This is a genomic window from Prosthecodimorpha staleyi, from assembly GCF_018729455.1.
GTDB classification, from domain to species: Bacteria; Pseudomonadota; Alphaproteobacteria; order Rhizobiales; family Ancalomicrobiaceae; genus Prosthecodimorpha; species Prosthecodimorpha staleyi.
On sequence record NZ_JAHHZF010000018.1, the window covers coordinates 1 to 15,234 of the forward strand.

General features: G+C 68.3%; 16 protein-coding genes. 3 read left to right on the forward strand and 13 right to left on the reverse strand.

The window, feature by feature from the left end; genetic code table 11:
- Positions 1–78: 78 nt before the first annotated feature.
- The 11 genes from denD to KL771_RS26430 form a co-directional block, all read right to left on the reverse strand.
- Positions 79–1,059, reverse strand: coding sequence for a D-erythronate dehydrogenase (gene denD, locus KL771_RS26380; RefSeq protein WP_261971503.1), 981 nt, complete (start codon positions 1,057–1,059; stop codon positions 79–81).
- A gap of 40 nt (positions 1,060–1,099) precedes the next feature.
- Positions 1,100–1,480, reverse strand: a complete 381-nt coding sequence (locus tag KL771_RS26385) for a DUF5615 family PIN-like protein (protein WP_261971504.1) — start codon at positions 1,478–1,480, stop codon at positions 1,100–1,102.
- A complete protein-coding gene (locus KL771_RS26390) occupies positions 1,477–1,725 on the reverse strand; it encodes a DUF433 domain-containing protein (protein WP_261971505.1) in 249 nt (82 codons plus the stop codon). The genes KL771_RS26385 and KL771_RS26390 overlap by 4 nt, the downstream gene beginning before the upstream one ends.
- A gap of 58 nt (positions 1,726–1,783) precedes the next feature.
- Positions 1,784–2,539, reverse strand: a complete 756-nt coding sequence (locus KL771_RS26395; protein ID WP_261971506.1) for an SDR family oxidoreductase — start codon at positions 2,537–2,539, stop codon at positions 1,784–1,786.
- 174 nt (positions 2,540–2,713) lie between these two features.
- Positions 2,714–3,172: a GNAT family N-acetyltransferase gene (locus KL771_RS26400; RefSeq protein WP_261971507.1), complete on the reverse strand. Its 459-nt coding sequence runs from the start codon at positions 3,170–3,172 to the stop codon at positions 2,714–2,716.
- The gene (locus tag KL771_RS26405; protein WP_261971508.1) at positions 3,169–3,837 is read right to left on the reverse strand and encodes a GNAT family N-acetyltransferase; all 669 of its coding nucleotides are present in this window, start codon (positions 3,835–3,837) and stop codon (positions 3,169–3,171) included. Before KL771_RS26405 ends, KL771_RS26400 begins: the two co-directional genes overlap by 4 nt.
- 116 nt (positions 3,838–3,953) lie before the next feature.
- Positions 3,954–5,633: a methyl-accepting chemotaxis protein gene (locus KL771_RS26410; RefSeq protein WP_261971509.1), complete on the reverse strand. Its 1,680-nt coding sequence runs from the start codon at positions 5,631–5,633 to the stop codon at positions 3,954–3,956.
- 201 nt (positions 5,634–5,834) lie between these two features.
- Positions 5,835–7,265 (reverse strand): homospermidine synthase, encoded by a 1,431-nt coding sequence (locus KL771_RS26415; RefSeq protein WP_261971510.1) that lies wholly within the window; start codon positions 7,263–7,265, stop codon positions 5,835–5,837.
- 268 nt (positions 7,266–7,533) lie between these two features.
- Complete coding sequence (locus KL771_RS26420) at positions 7,534–8,112, reverse strand: GNAT family N-acetyltransferase (RefSeq protein ID WP_261971511.1); 579 nt, start codon at positions 8,110–8,112, stop codon at positions 7,534–7,536.
- 215 nt (positions 8,113–8,327) lie between these two features.
- Positions 8,328–9,458 carry a type III PLP-dependent enzyme gene (locus tag KL771_RS26425; protein ID WP_261971512.1) on the reverse strand — a complete coding sequence of 377 codons (1,131 nt, stop codon included), beginning with the start codon at positions 9,456–9,458 and terminating at the stop codon, positions 8,328–8,330.
- Positions 9,459–10,284: 826 nt separating this feature from the next.
- Positions 10,285–10,701: a DoxX family protein gene (locus tag KL771_RS26430; protein WP_261971513.1), complete on the reverse strand. Its 417-nt coding sequence runs from the start codon at positions 10,699–10,701 to the stop codon at positions 10,285–10,287.
- 143 nt (positions 10,702–10,844) lie between these two features.
- Between KL771_RS26430 and KL771_RS26435 the strand changes: the two genes are divergently transcribed.
- The 3 genes from KL771_RS26435 to KL771_RS26445 are packed head-to-tail and all read left to right on the forward strand — an operon-like array spanning position 10,845 to position 13,637.
- Positions 10,845–11,795, forward strand: coding sequence for a LysR family transcriptional regulator (locus tag KL771_RS26435; protein ID WP_261971514.1), 951 nt, complete (start codon positions 10,845–10,847; stop codon positions 11,793–11,795).
- Positions 11,796–11,851: 56 nt separating this feature from the next.
- The gene (locus KL771_RS26440; RefSeq protein WP_261971515.1) at positions 11,852–12,520 is read left to right on the forward strand and encodes a DUF1007 family protein; all 669 of its coding nucleotides are present in this window, start codon (positions 11,852–11,854) and stop codon (positions 12,518–12,520) included.
- Between the two features lie 16 nt (positions 12,521–12,536).
- Positions 12,537–13,637, forward strand: a complete 1,101-nt coding sequence (locus tag KL771_RS26445; RefSeq protein ID WP_261971516.1) for a nickel/cobalt transporter — start codon at positions 12,537–12,539, stop codon at positions 13,635–13,637.
- A gap of 148 nt (positions 13,638–13,785) precedes the next feature.
- On the opposite strand, the gene KL771_RS26450 is transcribed toward KL771_RS26445, so the two are convergent.
- Both KL771_RS26450 and KL771_RS26455 read right to left on the reverse strand, forming a co-directional pair.
- Positions 13,786–14,283 carry a MarR family winged helix-turn-helix transcriptional regulator gene (locus KL771_RS26450; RefSeq protein ID WP_261971517.1) on the reverse strand — a complete coding sequence of 166 codons (498 nt, stop codon included), beginning with the start codon at positions 14,281–14,283 and terminating at the stop codon, positions 13,786–13,788.
- Between the two features lie 245 nt (positions 14,284–14,528).
- Entirely contained in the window at positions 14,529–15,110 is a 582-nt protein-coding gene (locus KL771_RS26455; RefSeq protein WP_261971518.1) for an NAD(P)H-dependent oxidoreductase, read from the reverse strand.
- Positions 15,111–15,234 lie beyond the last annotated feature (124 nt).

The following is a 15,234-nucleotide window of genomic DNA, read 5'->3' on the forward strand; positions in this document are numbered from 1 at the left end:
CACCGCCCCCACAAACAGACCCCCCCGCGCCGGCCCCCCGGGCGCGGGGACTTTGCTGACCCGTTCAAGCGTGCCGGATCACTTCACCCAGCTGCCGCCGAGTTCGTCGTCGATATGGACGCGGATGATCTCGTCGAAGGTCCGCTCGGCCGTGAAGCCGAAGCTTTCGGCGCGCGAGGCGTCGAAATTGCGCGGCCAGCCGGCGACGATGCCGCGGATGGTCTGGTCGGGCTCGCGGCGGATGCGGGCGACGACGCCGTCGCCGGCGACCCGGCGCAGGGCCTCGATCTGCTCGCCGACCGTCACCGACAGGCCCGGCATGGTCAGGTTGCGCCGCGCGCCGAGCGGCGCGGTGTCCATGGTCGCCGCATGGATCAGGAAGCCGACCGCCGAGCGCGGCGAGGCGTGCCAGTGGCGGACGTCCTCGTCGACCGGCAGCACGGCCTCATGGCCGGCGAGCGGCTCGCGGATGATGTTCGAGAAGAAGCCCGAGGCCGCCTTGTTGGGCTTGCCGGGGCGGACGCAGATGGTCGGCAGGCGGATGCCGACGCCGTCGAAGAAGCCGCGGCGCGAGTAGTCGGCGAGCAGCAGTTCGCCCATCGCCTTCTGGGTGCCGTAGGAGGTCAGCGGCGTCGTGAAGAATTCGTCGCCGATCGCCTCCGGGAAGGGCGCGCCGAAGACCGCGATCGAGGAGGTGAACACCATGCGCGGCTTGTAGCCGCCGCCGACCAGGCGGATCGCGTCGAACAGATAGCGCGTGCCGTCGAGATTGATCCGGTAGCCCTTCTCGAAATCGGCCTCCGCCTCACCCGACACGATCGCGGCGAGATGGAAGATCGCGCCCGGACGGGCCGCGATCAGGCGCTCGGCCTCGCCCGGCACCGACAGGTCGCCCTGCAGCGCGACGATCGGGAACGGCGCCTCCGGACGGTCCGGCACGATCACGTCGGTCAGCGTCATGGCGGTGATCGGCGCCGCGCCGAGATGGCCGTCGCGGATCAGCCGCTCGGTCAGCTTGCGGCCGACCATGCCGGCGGCACCGATGATCAGGACATGCATGCGAAGTTCTCCTCTTGGGCGTCTTCAGCGTTTCTTGGGGTCAGTCGCGCCGGGCGGTCGACCAGGGTTCGAGCGTGACGGCGCCGGCGGCGTCGATCTCGACGAGGCAATCTGCCGGCGCGTGGTCCTCCAGATGGATCATGATGCCTTCAAAAAGCCGGGCCTGCAGCGCCAGGGCTCCGTTCGGTACGATGACGGCAAGGCCTGGATGCTGCGGCAGGCGCGCATAGATCTGCCGGAAGTCGCGCCGGTTGTTGGTGACCAGCACGGCCCCGCGCCCGACCGCCGCGCCGGCAACCAGACCGTCGGGCGTGCCGGCCAGTCCGAGCCGAACGACATGCTCCGCTCGATGTCCACGCGCGATGGCCGCATCGACAAGGCGCCGGTGCAGGCATTCGTCGATCAGGAAGTCGAGGTTCACGACGCCGACGGCCCGAGAGGAATGCCGCGTGTCTGCGCCCAGCGGCTGACCGCTTCGACCGCATCGACGGGAAGGCTCGGGTAGCCGTCGAGAATCTCCGCCGGCGAGGCGCCGGCGCGCAATTCCGCGACGATGGTCATGGCAGGAACCCGGGTCCCGGAGACGCAGGGCATGCCGCCCAGGATGTCGTCGCGCTCGACAATCAGGCTTTGGCCTGCGGAGCGTTCGCCCGATGCGGTCGCCATGATCCATCTCCTGAAACCCGGGCGCCATCATAGCCCGTTGCAGCCGACCGGCCCAGCCTCAGAGCGCGAAGCCGCCGTCGGCGAGGTGGATCTGGCCGGTCGTATAGCTGGACTCGTCGGAGGCCAGATAGACGGCGAGCATCGCGATCTCCTCGGCCTTGCCGAGCCGGCCCATCGGCTGGCGGTCGACGAAGGCCTGGCGCACGGTCTCGACGGCCTGTCCGGTGTTGCGCGCCAGCGTGGTGATGCGGTCGTCGAGCGAGGGGCTCTCGATCGTGCCCGGGCAGATCGCGTTGGCGCGGATGCCGCGCTTGATGGTGTCGGCCGCGACCGCCTTGGTCAGCCCGATCACGGCCGCCTTGGTGGCGCCGTAGACGTAGCGGTTCGGGATGCCGCGCACCGAACCGGCGCCCGACGCGATGTTGACGATCGAGCCGACCCCCTTGTCGAGCATGCCGGGCAGGAAGGCCTTGATGGTCCGGTGCATGGACTTGACGTTCAGGTCGAACGAGAAATCCCAGTCATGCTCGGTGCAGTCGAGCACGGTGCCGTGATGCACGAAGCCGGCGCAGTTGAACAGGATGTCGACCGGGCCGACCGCCTCGGCCAGCGCCATCACGGCCGGAGTCGAAAGAACATCGAGCTTGTGCACCTCGGCGACGCCGCCGTCCTTCAGGTCGGCGATCTTGGCGAGATCGAGATCGGTCGCGATCACATGCGCGCCCTCGGCCGCGAAGGCGAGCGCGGTCGCCCTGCCGATGCCGGCACCCGCAGCCGTGCAGAATGCCCGCTTGCCTGCCAGTCTCCCCGCCATTCCATCCTCCCGTGACGTTCTTGGTGACGGGACCTTCATAGGCCGGAACGGATTCGGGGAAAAGCCGGAATGCGGTATTCCTCTGATGATTGAAATGCGCGGCCCGCTCGGCGGCCACAAGCCGCTCGGCGGCCACAGCCCTGCGGCGCTCCGCTCCCGGGCCTCGCGACCGTCCTAGAGCCGGCGAACCATATGGGTGATGCGCCGGCCGTCATCCTCCTCGATCCGCTCGATCGCGAAGCCTTTGCGGGCATACCAGTCGACATTGCGCACCATCAGGGCGTTGGTCAGCAGGCGCAGCGAGTCGCGACCGCATTGCCCGGCGCGCAGTTCGGCGGCCGCGAGAAGGCGGTTGCCGAGACCCGAACCCTGCGCCGCAGGCGCGACCGACAGGTTTTCGATATAGAGATCGTCCGGCCGCAGATCGAGGATCAGCGCGCCGGCCAGCCCGCCGTCCCGGTCGGCCAGCCAGACCTCCCAGTCGCGCAAGACCGCGCCATAGTCCCATTCCAACGGGATCGGCGTGCGGCCGATGATCCGCTCATTCGCCGCATAGGCGGCCCGCTGCAGCGCTTCCAGCGCCGCACGGTCCTCCGCCCCGGCACGACGCAGGCCCGCGAGGGTTTCGGTCATCCCCGCGTCTTGCCGGTCAAGGCGCCGAGCGACTGCTTCTGGCGTCCGTCGGCGTCGAAATTCTCCGGCGCCAGCCAGGCCGCATAGGCGGCCTTCAGGGCCGGCCATTCGCTGTCCAGGATCGAGAACCAGGCGGTGTCGCGGTTGCGGCCCTTGACGATCATGTGCTGGCGGAAGACGCCCTCGGGCAGGAAGCCGAAACGCACGGCCGCACGCTTGGACGGGCCGTTGCCGTTGTCGCATTTCCATTCGAAGCGGCGGTTGCCGAGATCCTCGAAGACATACTGCATCAGGAGGTGGATCGCCTCGGTGGCGATCGGCGTCTTCTGCAGGGTCGGCGAGAAGAAGATGTGGCCGACCTCGATGACGCCGTTGGCCGGCCGGATCTCCATCAAAGTGGCGCAGCCGAGCGCCTTGCCGGTCGCCTTGTCGAGAATGGCGAAATAGAGCGGATCGGTCAGGCCGTCGCGGGTGGCGAGCCAGGCCTGGAACGCGGCCTCGTCGGCGAAGGGGCCATAGGCGAGCCAAGTCCAGACGGCCGGATCCGCAACCCCGCCGGCCCAGATGTCCGGCCCGTGCCGCGCCGCGTCGAGCTTCTCGATCCGGGCGAAGCGGCCCTCCCGCGTCACGGGTTGCGGCGGCAGGGCGGGCTTGGGCGCTGTCATGCGGGCATGTCCGGTCGTAAACGGGTTTCCGAAGCGTCAAACTAGCGCCGGGGCCGGTCGGAAGACCAGCCCCGCACAAGACATGCCCGGAATGCGACAGAACCGCGGGCCGGCGCTCAGGCCGCCTTGATGCCGGCGAAGAAGCCGTCCATCCGGGTCTCCAGCCGCTTGGCCTCCGCGGTCAGGGATTCGGCGAGCCCGAGCAGGCCTTCGGCGCTCTTCGCGGTCTCGCCGACGCCCTCATCGACGCTGCCGATGGTGTGGTCGACCTCGCCGGTCGCCCGGGCGGCCTCGGAGACGTTGCGGGCGATCTCGTTGGTCGAGGCGCCCTGCTCTTCGACGGCCGCGGCCACCTGCACGGTCAGAGCGTCGATGGTGCGGATCGTGGACTGGATCTCCTCGATGGCGGCGACCGACTGGCGGGTCGTGGCCTGGACGGCGACGACCTGCTGGGCGATCTCCTCGGTCGCCTTGGCGGTCTGGCCGGCCAGCGCCTTGACCTCGTTGGCGACCACCGCGAAGCCGCGGCCCGCCTCGCCGGCCCGCGCCGCCTCGATGGTCGCGTTGAGGGCCAGGAGATTGGTCTGGGCCGCGATCGACTGGATCAGGCCGACCACGTCGCCGATCCGCTGGGCGGCCGTATCGAGGCTCTGCATGGCGCCCGACGAGCGTTCGGCGGTGACCACGGCCGCCCGGGCGGTGGAGGCAGCCTCGGCAACGCGGCGGTTGATCTCCCCGATCGACGCCGAGAGCTCTTCGGCGGCGGCCGCGACGGTCTGCACATTGACGGTCGTCTGTCGCGACGCCTGGGCCATGGTGCGGGTGCGCCGTTTGGAATCCTCGGCCGTGTCGATCTGCGAACGGGCCGAGCCGGCGACGCGCGCGGCCAGGTCGACGACGCTCGACAGCGCGGCGGCGGCATCGCTCTCGAAATCGCGCACCGAGGTCTCCAAGCGGGTCTGGCGTTCGCCGCGCGCACGGCTTTCGCCTTCCAGCGAGAGCTTCAGGCGTTCGGAATTGGCCACCGCCTCGCGGAAGACCTCGACGGTCCCCGCCATCGTGCCGATCTCATCGCTCCGCCCGCGCTCCGGCACCGTCACCGCTGTGTCGCCGCGCGCGATCCGCTCCATCGCCGCCGACAGGGCGATGATCGGACGGGCGATGCCGGCACGGGCCATCCACATGCCGAACAGGCTGAGCAGGAAAGCCAGCAGCACCGCCCCGGCCACCAGCATGACGCCGGTCGCATGAAGCGCCTCGCCGTCGTCGGCGATCCTGTTCGACGCCCGGTCGAGCGAGGCGGCCAGAGTCTCGAGATCCTTGTTCAAGGCCGAACGGACCGCCCTGTTCTGGTCGTTGTCGCCGAGCGCCCGGGCTGCGGCCGGCCCCTCAGCCAGGCCGCGGGCCGCCATGTCCAGGCGGAACTGGCGGAACTGGTCGACCCGGCTCCGCATCTCGGTGAAAAGCGCGCGATCCTGCGGCTCCACGCGCGCCTCCCAGCCGCGCACCACCTCGACCATGCGGTCGAGATTGCGGGCCATTCCGTCGGCGAACGGCTTCGCGGCGGCGGCATCCTTGGCCATGTAGATGCCGCGTGAATCCATCACGACGGCATAGATCAGGCCGTTCAACTTCTCGATGTCGGCATTGCTGCGAAGGACATTCTCCAGGCGAACCGCCAGCTTCTGATCGCTGTTCGATTGCCAGATCGCCGCCACGCCCGTGACGAGTGTGGCCACCAAGACCAGCGCGAACAGGGCCGATAGCCTGGTCGAAATGCTCAAACGTCTCAGCATGGGAATCCAACGCGTTAACACATGTCAATTACTTGATATATTGAAATCATGAAGCGACCGTAAATTACAAAATCACATAAGAATGTGCTGATCTTTCCGTGCCCCTTCTTTCCATGTTCCCGTGGCGCGGAACGCCCAGGCAGGCGGGTCGCCTGCATCACAGCGCGAATGAGCTGCGATGCAGGCCGGTCCCGTCGGCGATCACTTCACCAGGATGTTCTTGAACAGCCAGGGATCGCCCTCGTCGATGTCTTCCGGAAACAGGCCCGGGCGGCCGACGAGCGGGGTCCAGTCGGTATAGACGCCGACGACGGGCCCTAGATACGGCCTCTGCACCTCTAGGCAGCGTCGATAGTCCATCTCGTCCGCCTCGACGATCCCCGCATCGGGATTGTCGAGCGCCCAGACCATGCCGGCGAGCACGGCCGAGGAAACCTGAAGACCCGTGGCATTCTGGTAGGGGGCCAGCATGCGCGTCTCCTCGATGGAGAGCTGCGAGCCGTACCAGTAGGCGTTCTTGGCGTGGCCGTAGAGCAGCACGCCGAGTTCGTCGATGCCGTCGACGATCTCGTGCTCGTCGAGGATGTGGTTGGCCGCCTGCTTGACGCCGGCCGCGCCGAACATCTCGTGCAGCGACAGCACGGCATCGTTCGACGGATGGTAGGCATAGTGGCAGGTCGGCCGGTATTTCGGGTTGCGGCCCTCGCCGACCGTGAAGTAGTCGGCGATCGAGATGGACTCGTTGTGGGTGACCAGGAAGCCATATTGGGCGCCCGGGGTCGGGCACCAGGAGCGCACCCGGGTATTGGCGCCCGGCTGCATCAGATAGATCGCGGCCTGACAGCCGGTCTCGTGCCGGCGGCCGTTGGAGGGCATCCAGGTCTCGTGCGTGCCCCAGCCCAGTTCGGCCGGCTGCAGGCCTTCGGAGACGAAGCCCTCGACCGACCAGGTGTTGACGAACACGTCGGCCGGCTTCGGATTGCGGGAGCGTTGCGTGTCGCGCTCGGCGATGTGGATGCCCTTCACGCCGGTGCTGCGCATCAGTTCGGCCCAGCCGGCGCGATCCTTCGGCTCCTCGAAGGCGCGGCCGGTGTCGCGGGCGATGTCGACCAGCGCCTGCTTGACGAACCAGGAGACCATGCCCGGATTGGCGCCGCAGCAGGAGACTGCGGTGGGGCCGCCCGGCGAACGCGCCTTCTCGGCGCGCACGGTCTCGCGCAGCGCGTAGTTCGAGCGCGCGGCCGCGCCGGCATTCTTGTCGAAATAGAAGCCGAGCCAGGGCTCGACGACGGTATCGATATAGAGCACGCCGAGTTCGCGGCAGAACTTCATCAGGTCGAGCGAAGAGGTGTCGACCGAGAGGTTGACGCAGAAGCCCTGGCCGCCGCCCTCGGTCAGGAAGGGCGTCAGCAGTTCGCGATAGTTCTCGCGCGTGACCGGCTGGTGGACGAAGCGATAGCCGCGTTCGTCGACCAGCTTGCGGTCGCCGTCGAAGGGATCGATCACCGTCAGGCGCGACTTGTCGAAGGAGAAGTGGCGCTCGATGAGCGGCAGCGTGCCCTTGCCGATCGAACCGAAGCCGATCATCACGATCGGACCGGTGATGGTGTGGTAGACGGGCCAGTCGGTCATCGGGCTACTCCGTGCGCCACCTCGGGCGGGCGTTTGTGATTATCGGATTGCTGCGTCGCAATAGCGCGAAGGGGCCGACCGAATCAATCGAATCGACGGTCGCAGCGTGAATGAGAGGCCGGGCTGCAACGTCGCACGCCCGAAAGGGCCGCGCGGCCAACCCATGCGGGACAGGAAACGCCCGACCGCCCGGCCGCCGTCCGCATCAGGGACGTGGCCGGGCAAGGTCCCGCACCGCAGGGACGGGAGTACGGCCGGACGCGCGGCTTCAGCCGGCCTGCCGCAGTGCGTCCGCGACCGGTGCTGTGCCGAAGACGGCCTCGACGGTCTCGACCCGTTCGGCCGGGGCGCCCGTCGGCAGGACGAGGCCGGCCGCACCGGCGAGCGCGCCGGGCTCGAGTTCCAGCGCCAGCAGACGATGCTGCTCGAAGGGACCCGGCAGGCGCATCGCTCCGGTCGCCGCCGCCGAAAAGCCGAAGCGCTCGTAATAGGTCGGATCGCCGACCAGGATCACCGCCGCATGGCCGGCCGCGGCCGCCTTGGCGATGGCCAGCCGCATCAGTCCGGCGCCGATGCCGCGGGCGCGGCGCGACGGATCGACCGCAAGCGGGCCGAGCAGCAGCACCGGACGCACATCGCCCCGCCCGAACACGGCCGCATGCCACAGGCGCACGGTGCCGACGACCGCGTCGCCGTCGCGCGCGACCAGCGACAGGCCGGCGGCCGGACGGCGGCCGTCGCGAAAACGGGCCGAGGTCTTGGTGAAGCGGGCCTGGCCCATCACGCGGTCGAGCAGGGCCTCGCGCGCGACCGCATCGGCCGCCGCCTCGGTGTCGTAGACGATCATGGCAGTGACTTTCCGGGAAACCCGCAGCGCCGGTCGGTTCCGGCTGGGATCGGACAAGCCGGCGGAGGGGTCCGCCGGACGCTCGTCGCGAGGTCGCAACGCGCCGTCAGGCGCGCCCGAACTCCTCGGAAAGGCCGGCGAGGCCGGCCGGAGGCCCGTGAGCCTCGAAAGCGGGATCGGTCGGAGGCCGTGAGGGGCCTCTGCCGGCATCCGTCTCAGATCACGTAGGCCTTGAGCGGCGCGAAGCCGTTGAAGGCGACGGCCGAGTAGGTCGTCGTATAGGCGCCGGTGCCTTCGATCAGGACCTCGTCGCCGATCGCCAGCGAGACCGGCAGATCGTAGGGGGTCTTCTCGTAGAGCACGTCGACCGAATCGCAGGTCGGGCCGGCGATCACGCAGGGCGTCTTTTCGTCCGCGTCGCGCTCGGTCAGGATCGGATAGCGGATCGCCTCGTCCATGGTTTCGGCGAGACCGCCGAACTTGCCGATGTCGAGATAGACCCAGCGCACGTCGTCCTTGACCGACTTCTTCGAGATCAGCACCACCTCGGCCTTGATCACGCCCGCGCCGCCGACCATGCCGCGACCCGGCTCGATGATCGTCTCCGGAAGGCGGTTGCCGAAATGCTTGCGGATCGCCGAGGTGATCGACTGGCCGTAGGCGCCGACCTCCGGCACCTGACGCAGATACTTGGTCGGGAAGCCGCCGCCCATGTTGACCATCTTCAGCGTGATGCCGCGCTCGGCCATCTCGCGGAAGATCGACGCGGCCGACGCCAGGGCGCCGTCCCAGGCCTCGGTGTTGCGCTGCTGCGAACCGACATGGAACGACACGCCATAGGCTTCCAGGCCCAGACGATGCGCATGCTCAAGCACGGCCGGCGCCATCTCCGGATCGCAGCCGAACTTGCGCGACAGCGGCCACTCGGCATCGGCCCCATCCGACAGGATGCGGCAGAAGACGCGGGCGCCGGGCGCCGACCGGGCGATCTTCTCGACCTCGGCCTCGCAATCGACCGCGAACAGGCGGATACCGATCTGATGGGCGCGCGCCACGTCGCGCTCCTTCTTGATCGTGTTGCCGAAGGAGATGCGGTCCGGGGTCGCGCCGGCGGCGAGCGCCATCTCGATCTCGGGGATCGAGGCGCAGTCGAAGCACGAGCCGAGATCGGCGAGCAGCGACAGCACATCCGGCGCCGGGTTGGCCTTGACCGCATAGAAGACGCGGGTGTCCGGCATGGCGCGGGCGAAGGACAGGTACTTTTCGCGCACGACGTCGAGGTCGACCACCAGGCAGGGACCCTCGGGACGGCGGGTGCGCAGGAATTCACGAATACGAGCGGTCATGGGGTCAGACTCCCGATCCTCGACGGCCACGAAAACCCCCGATCGCGCCGCCCTTTCGGGGCCTGTCGGATCGGGCTCTCGCCTGCGGACCCGCTCCTGCGGAACCGAAGGCTTTTCGGGAGACGGCCACGCGAGCGCCGGACCGCGATGGAGACGGTCCGTCGGCTCGGGGAACGCGCCCCGATGAGCCGGCTCTTCGCCGGCGGTCCCATCGACGCCTGTGCGGGGCGACGATGGCCCGACTGCCTCTGCGCCCGGACCGGTCGGGACTGGACCCCGACAAGTCCGAATGCGAAGCATTCGGTCGTTGCTGCCATGGATTGGAACGGGAAACCCGATCCGCACGTCCGGCAAGGAAGTAGTTGCCTCTTCAGTGACCCCGGCCTTTGGAGAGCCGGCAGAGACCAAAAAAGCCCTCTACGTCGTTGCTTCAAGCCGCGTTCCCGGCGTGAGACGCCGAGTGCGCCGGTTCTGATCTCCGGCTGCCGGTTTGCCCAGGCGACCTCCGGGCCTCTTGTCCCTCGGGTGTCGCCTACCGGCACGCAGCCACAGGCACGTGCGAAATTGGGCGAGGGGTGAAATAGGTCCAACCGACCCCGGATGCAAGCGCTATTTTCGTCATAATTCGATTTCGTGGATTCCGCATATCCGCCAAGGCGCTAGAGCCGGTCTGACGGACCCGTGACGGCCCGCCCGGCATCACCCGGGTTGCGGCGTCCCGCAGGCTGCCCGCGACTCGTCGGCAAAGGCCCGGCCAGACGCGGCTCGGCGCCGGATTCCCCTTCGGGAGCCGGCGCCGAGCAAGATCTTCAGAAGGCGTCGGGCGTCAGGCGAAGGCGGGCTTGCGGCCGGCTTCGGGCAGCAGCGCAAAGGCGCCGGCGCCGAGGAAGACCTGCGCCAGCGAGGCGACCGCCAGGAACACCGGATATTCCCAGCCGCCGTTCGGGGCGGAGAAGACCCAGCCGTTGCCGCCATGGCCGAAGATGGCCGCGCCGAGCATCAGCGGGACATAGAGGGCGGCGATCGGGCGGACCAGGACGCCGACGATCAGGGCGAGGCCGCCGCCGACCTCGAGCGCGATGGTCGCATAGGCGGCCACGGCCGGCAGGCCGAGGCTGCCGAAATAGCCGACCGTACCCGGAATCGTGAAGACGAGAACCTTGAGCAGGCCGTGGGAAAGGGCCATCACACCAAGGGCGAGACGCAGCGCGAGGGCGCCGTAGGCGGGATCGAGACGGTTCATGACGGGACTCCAATCTGGAATGACGGCCCGGTCAGGATCGGGAGGCGGGGGCCGTTCTTGAGCCGACAGATACCCATCCAACCCATCTATTGACAATCTTCGTATCAAGAGACGTATTGTTCGACAAACGGAGACGATCGATTTTGGATACCGTCACGCGCATGCAGGCCTTCATCGCGGTGGTCGAGGCCGGCGGCTTTTCCGCCGCCGCCCGCCGCACCGCCAAGTCGAAGGCGCTGATCTCCAAATATGTGAAGGATCTCGAAGACGAGCTCGGCGTCCGCCTGCTCAACCGCACGACCCGACAATTGTCCCTGACCGAGGTCGGCCAGGCCTATTTCCGCGAAGCCGGCGAGATTTTGCAGCGGATCGACGATCTCGCCGACAGCGTGCGCGACACCCATCGCGAACCGCGCGGCCTCCTCAGAATCTCCGCGCCGCGCAGCTTCGGCGATGCCGAACTCGGCCACGCGATCATGGAGTTCCTTGTCGCCCAGCCGCAGATCGCGGTCGACCTGCGCCTCGACGACCGCTTCGTCGATCTGGTCGAGGAGGCCTTCGATGTCGCCATCCGCATCACCGAACTGACCGATTCCAGCCTGATCGCCCGCCGGCTCGCGGATTTTCGCAGCGTGCTGACCGCCTCGCCGGCCTTCCTGGCGGAACGGGCGCGGCCGCAAGTGCCGTCCGACCTGATCGGCCAGCCCGGCATCATCGACACCAACTATCGCGGCCGGCACAATTGGGCCTTCCGGGACGGCGAGGAACGGGTCGTCATTCCGATGGCGCCGCGGATCGAGGTCAACAGCCCCGAGGTCGCCCGTCTGGCCGCGCTGAGGGGCCTCGGCTATGCACGGCTGCCCTGGTTCACGGCGCGCGAGGCCTTGGCCGACGGCCGTCTCGTCGCCCTGCTCGAAGACTACGAGCCGCGCTCGACCGCGATCTACGCGGTCTATCCGCACCGCCGGCATCTGTCCGGCAAGGTCCGCGTATTCGTCGATTTCCTGGTCGGCTGGTTCGACAGTTGCCGCCAGAAAGGCTTCTCGGCCACGCCGCCGCCGGCGCGCGTTGCCGCTCTGGTGCCATCTTCGTGATCTTCATGCTCGCCAAGACTCGGCGCACTCTTCCGCCCATCCGAACGGCAGGTCCCATGGTGAACCTCTCCCGCGCCTCCATCGCGTCGCTCGCCATCCTCGGCGCCCTGTTCGGCGCCGCCTTGCCGGCGGCGGCCCATCCGCATGTCTTCGTCGACGCCCGCGCCGAACTGGTCTTCGACGCCAAGGGCCAGATCAGCGCGATCCGCCAGGTCTGGCGCTTCGACGACGCCTTCTCGGCCTTCGCCACGCAGGGCCTGGACACGGACGGCGACGGAAAGTTCTCCAAGGAAGAGCTGCAGCCGCTGGCCAAGATCAACGTCGAATCCCTCAAGGAATACGACTATTTCACCTTCCTGAAGCTCGCCGGCAAGCGCAAGGGCTTCAAGCTGCCGTCCGAATACTGGCTACAGATGCGCGACGGCTTCCTGACCCTGTTCTATACCCTGCCGCTGATCGAACCGATCGCCGCCAAGGGAGTGCAGGTCGACCTGGAAGTCTACGATCCCGGTTATTTCGTCGACTTCACGCTGGTCGACCAGGAGCCGGCCCTGCTGGTCGGCAGCCCGCCCGGCTGCAGTGTCAACGTCCACAAGAAGGGCGAGCCGGAGGGTGCCACCGCGGCGATCCTCAGCCAGATTCCGGCGACGGAGCGCGATCTGCCTTCGGACCTTCAGGCGATCACGCGCGAACTTGCCAACCGCATCACCGTCAAATGTCCGTGACGGTCAGGAGCCGGCCATGACCCGATCGCGCCGCGTCCTGCTCCTGCTTCTGTTGGCTGCCATCGGCCTCGCCGCCGCCTCGGGCCAGGCGGACGCGGCGGGGCCTTTCGGGGTGGCGGCCCCGGAAGCCGGCGGCAGCGGAGGGTCCGGCATCTTCGGCTGGATCGCCCAGCAGCAATCCGCCTTCTATCGGGCGCTGACCGGCGCCGTCCGGGCCTTGAAGACCGACCCCACCGCCGTCGCCGGCCTGGTCGGTCTCTCCTTTGCCTATGGGGTCTTCCATGCCGCCGGCCCCGGCCACGGCAAGGCGGTCATCGCCTCCTACGTGGTCGCCAACGGCGAGACCCTGAAGCGCGGCATCCTGCTCGCTTTCGTCTCCGCTCTGTTCCAGGCATTGACTGCGATCCTGTTCGTCGCGGCCGCCGTCTTCGTCCTGAACCTGACCAGCATGGCCATGACCGAGGCGACCCGCGGTCTCGAACTGGTCAGCGGCGGCCTGATCACCGCGCTCGGCCTGTGGCTGATCTGGACCAAGGCGCTGCGGCGGGGGCGCGTCTTCGCCCCGTTGGGGCAGCCGGCCATGGCCGGCGGACCGGGTGCCCTGTCGGCGCCGGGTGGTTTCGGGCATGCCCATACGCCGACATGCGGCCACGGCCCGGCTTTCCGGCTCGCGCGGTCCGGGGAGGCGGTCGCGCGGCCCGCCGCATTCGCGCCCGTGGTCGCCTGCGAGGATTGCGGGCATCTGCACGCACCCGATCCTCGCGGGCTAACCGGGCCTCTCTCGCTGCGCCGTGCCCTCTCGGCAGTCGTGTCGGTCGGCATCCGGCCGTGCACCGGCGCCCTGATCGTCCTGGTCTTCGCCTTCTCGCAAAAGCTCTGGTGGGCCGGCGTGCTGGCCAGTCTGGCCATGGCGGTCGGAACCGGCGTGACGGTCGCCGTGCTGGCCAGCCTGGCGGTTTCGGCGAAGAGCTTTGCGGTGGGCCTCGCCGGGATCGACAGTCCGTGGAGCGCACGGATCGTGCGCGGGGCCGAGATCATCGGCGCCCTGGCAATCCTGACGATGGGGCTGCTGATTCTGGGGGCGACCCTGGTCGGCGGCGCATCGATGGCCGGCTGAGGCGCGCTGGACCATCAGACGGCACCGGGGGGCGGCGACATTCGAGCGGCAGCTCAGCGCCCGACACCGCTTCAGGCCGGGTCGACCCGCCACGCCGACCAGTCGTCATGCGACACGAGGCGGCCGTTGCCGGGTCGGGAGGACGCGGTCACTCCGCGCTTTCCTCGTCCGGAACCGCTTCCTCTTCGGCAGCCGGCTCCTCGTCCGGCGGAATGACGACGCCGGTCAGGTTGCGCTCGATTTCGCGCAGCAGCTTGCGGATGCGCTTGCGGTCCTTGTCGTCCAGTCCCGCCAGCGCCTCCTTCTCCAGACGCTTCCAGGCCTTGTCGACATCCTCGATCCGGGCGCGGCCGATCTCGGTCAGATGGACCCGGGCGAGGCGCCCGTCGGTCTCCGACGCGGCCCGGCGGACCAGACCCTGCGCAGCCAGCCGCGTGATCATCTTGGTGACCGTCGGCGGCTGCACGCTGAGCGCCTGGGCCAGTTGGCTCATGGTCTGCCCGTCGGTCTCCGCCAGCGACTTCAGGACCGTTTCCTGTCCCGGATGTAGGCCGATGCGGGCGAGATGCGTCCCGGAACGGGCGCGATGGGCCTTGGCGGCCTGGGCGAGCCGATAGGTGATCGTCTTGCGATAGCTGAAGCTCATGATGGATTGTCGCGTAACATCCTTGCATGTCAATTTCGTATCAGTCGGACGCGGATTCCGCCGCGGCAGTCAGGTCCGGCCCGACCGTGCTCCCCCGGCGCCGTCTCGATCGAAAATGCCACATTGCCGGTTCGGATCGGCCGCCTCATCCTGGCCGCGCTCGGAGGAAATGGAGCGCGGGCCGGCTCTCGGGCCGGTCCGCGTTTCCTCGCCGGGGCGCGGGCCCCCGAACCCGCGACCGAACATCAGAACGCTCTCATTTCCCGCTCGACCTGATCCAAGAACGCCTTGCGGCGCTCCGGCGTCGTGTTGTTCATGTCGTAATGGGCGATATAGCGCACCGATCCGGTCCGCCGGATCACGGCGCGCATCGAACGGGTGACGATCTTGCGCGGCGGATCGCCGGCCAGGAAGGCCCGCCAGCGGGTGCCCCCATAGGTGGTCACCGCCGCGATCTTGCGGATGTTGAAGAGGTTCGGTTTCCAGCTCCCGCCCTCCATGCGGAACGAGACGCCGGGCAGGAAGACCTTGTCGAAGAAGCCCTTGAGGATGGCCGGAAAGCCGAAATTCCAGATCGGCGTCGAAATCACGATCGCCTCGGCCGCCAGCACCCGCTCGACATAGCCGGCAACCGGGCCGCGATTGGCCGGAACCGCATGATAGTTCAGCCGATCCTCCCGGCTCATCACGGGATTGAACCCTTCCGCGTTGAGGTCGCAGTCGTCGACCTCATGCCCCGCTGCCCGCAGGGTCTCGACGATCCGGACATGGATGGCGGCGTTGAAGCTCGTTTCGACCGGATGGGCAAACAGCACAAGAATCTTCATCGGCAATCACGCTCCAAGTGGGATTCAACTTCACCGCCGATCCCGCACCCTCCCCGTCTCCCGCAAGGGGAGAAGGGGAAGGAACCGAGGGTTCACGGGCCGTTGTGGCGCCGCGATCTTCGCC

Coding starts and splice junctions, on each gene's coding strand:
- KL771_RS26415 (WP_261971510.1), bottom strand. CDS start 7,265: ATGACCGACTGGCCCGTCTACCACACCATCACCGGTCCGATCGTGATG.
- KL771_RS26430 (WP_261971513.1), bottom strand. CDS start 10,701: ATGAACCGTCTCGATCCCGCCTACGGCGCCCTCGCGCTGCGTCTCGCC.
- KL771_RS26450 (WP_261971517.1), bottom strand. CDS start 14,283: ATGAGCTTCAGCTATCGCAAGACGATCACCTATCGGCTCGCCCAGGCC.
- denD (WP_261971503.1), bottom strand. CDS start 1,059: ATGCATGTCCTGATCATCGGTGCCGCCGGCATGGTCGGCCGCAAGCTG.
- KL771_RS26410 (WP_261971509.1), bottom strand. CDS start 5,633: ATGCTGAGACGTTTGAGCATTTCGACCAGGCTATCGGCCCTGTTCGCG.
- KL771_RS26420 (WP_261971511.1), bottom strand. CDS start 8,112: ATGATCGTCTACGACACCGAGGCGGCGGCCGATGCGGTCGCGCGCGAG.
- KL771_RS26390 (WP_261971505.1), bottom strand. CDS start 1,725: ATGGCGACCGCATCGGGCGAACGCTCCGCAGGCCAAAGCCTGATTGTC.
- KL771_RS26455 (WP_261971518.1), bottom strand. CDS start 15,110: ATGAAGATTCTTGTGCTGTTTGCCCATCCGGTCGAAACGAGCTTCAAC.
- KL771_RS26405 (WP_261971508.1), bottom strand. CDS start 3,837: ATGACAGCGCCCAAGCCCGCCCTGCCGCCGCAACCCGTGACGCGGGAG.
- KL771_RS26425 (WP_261971512.1), bottom strand. CDS start 9,458: ATGACCGCTCGTATTCGTGAATTCCTGCGCACCCGCCGTCCCGAGGGT.
- KL771_RS26440 (WP_261971515.1), top strand. CDS start 11,852: ATGGTGAACCTCTCCCGCGCCTCCATCGCGTCGCTCGCCATCCTCGGC.
- KL771_RS26400 (WP_261971507.1), bottom strand. CDS start 3,172: ATGACCGAAACCCTCGCGGGCCTGCGTCGTGCCGGGGCGGAGGACCGT.
- KL771_RS26445 (WP_261971516.1), top strand. CDS start 12,537: ATGACCCGATCGCGCCGCGTCCTGCTCCTGCTTCTGTTGGCTGCCATC.
- KL771_RS26395 (WP_261971506.1), bottom strand. CDS start 2,539: ATGGCGGGGAGACTGGCAGGCAAGCGGGCATTCTGCACGGCTGCGGGT.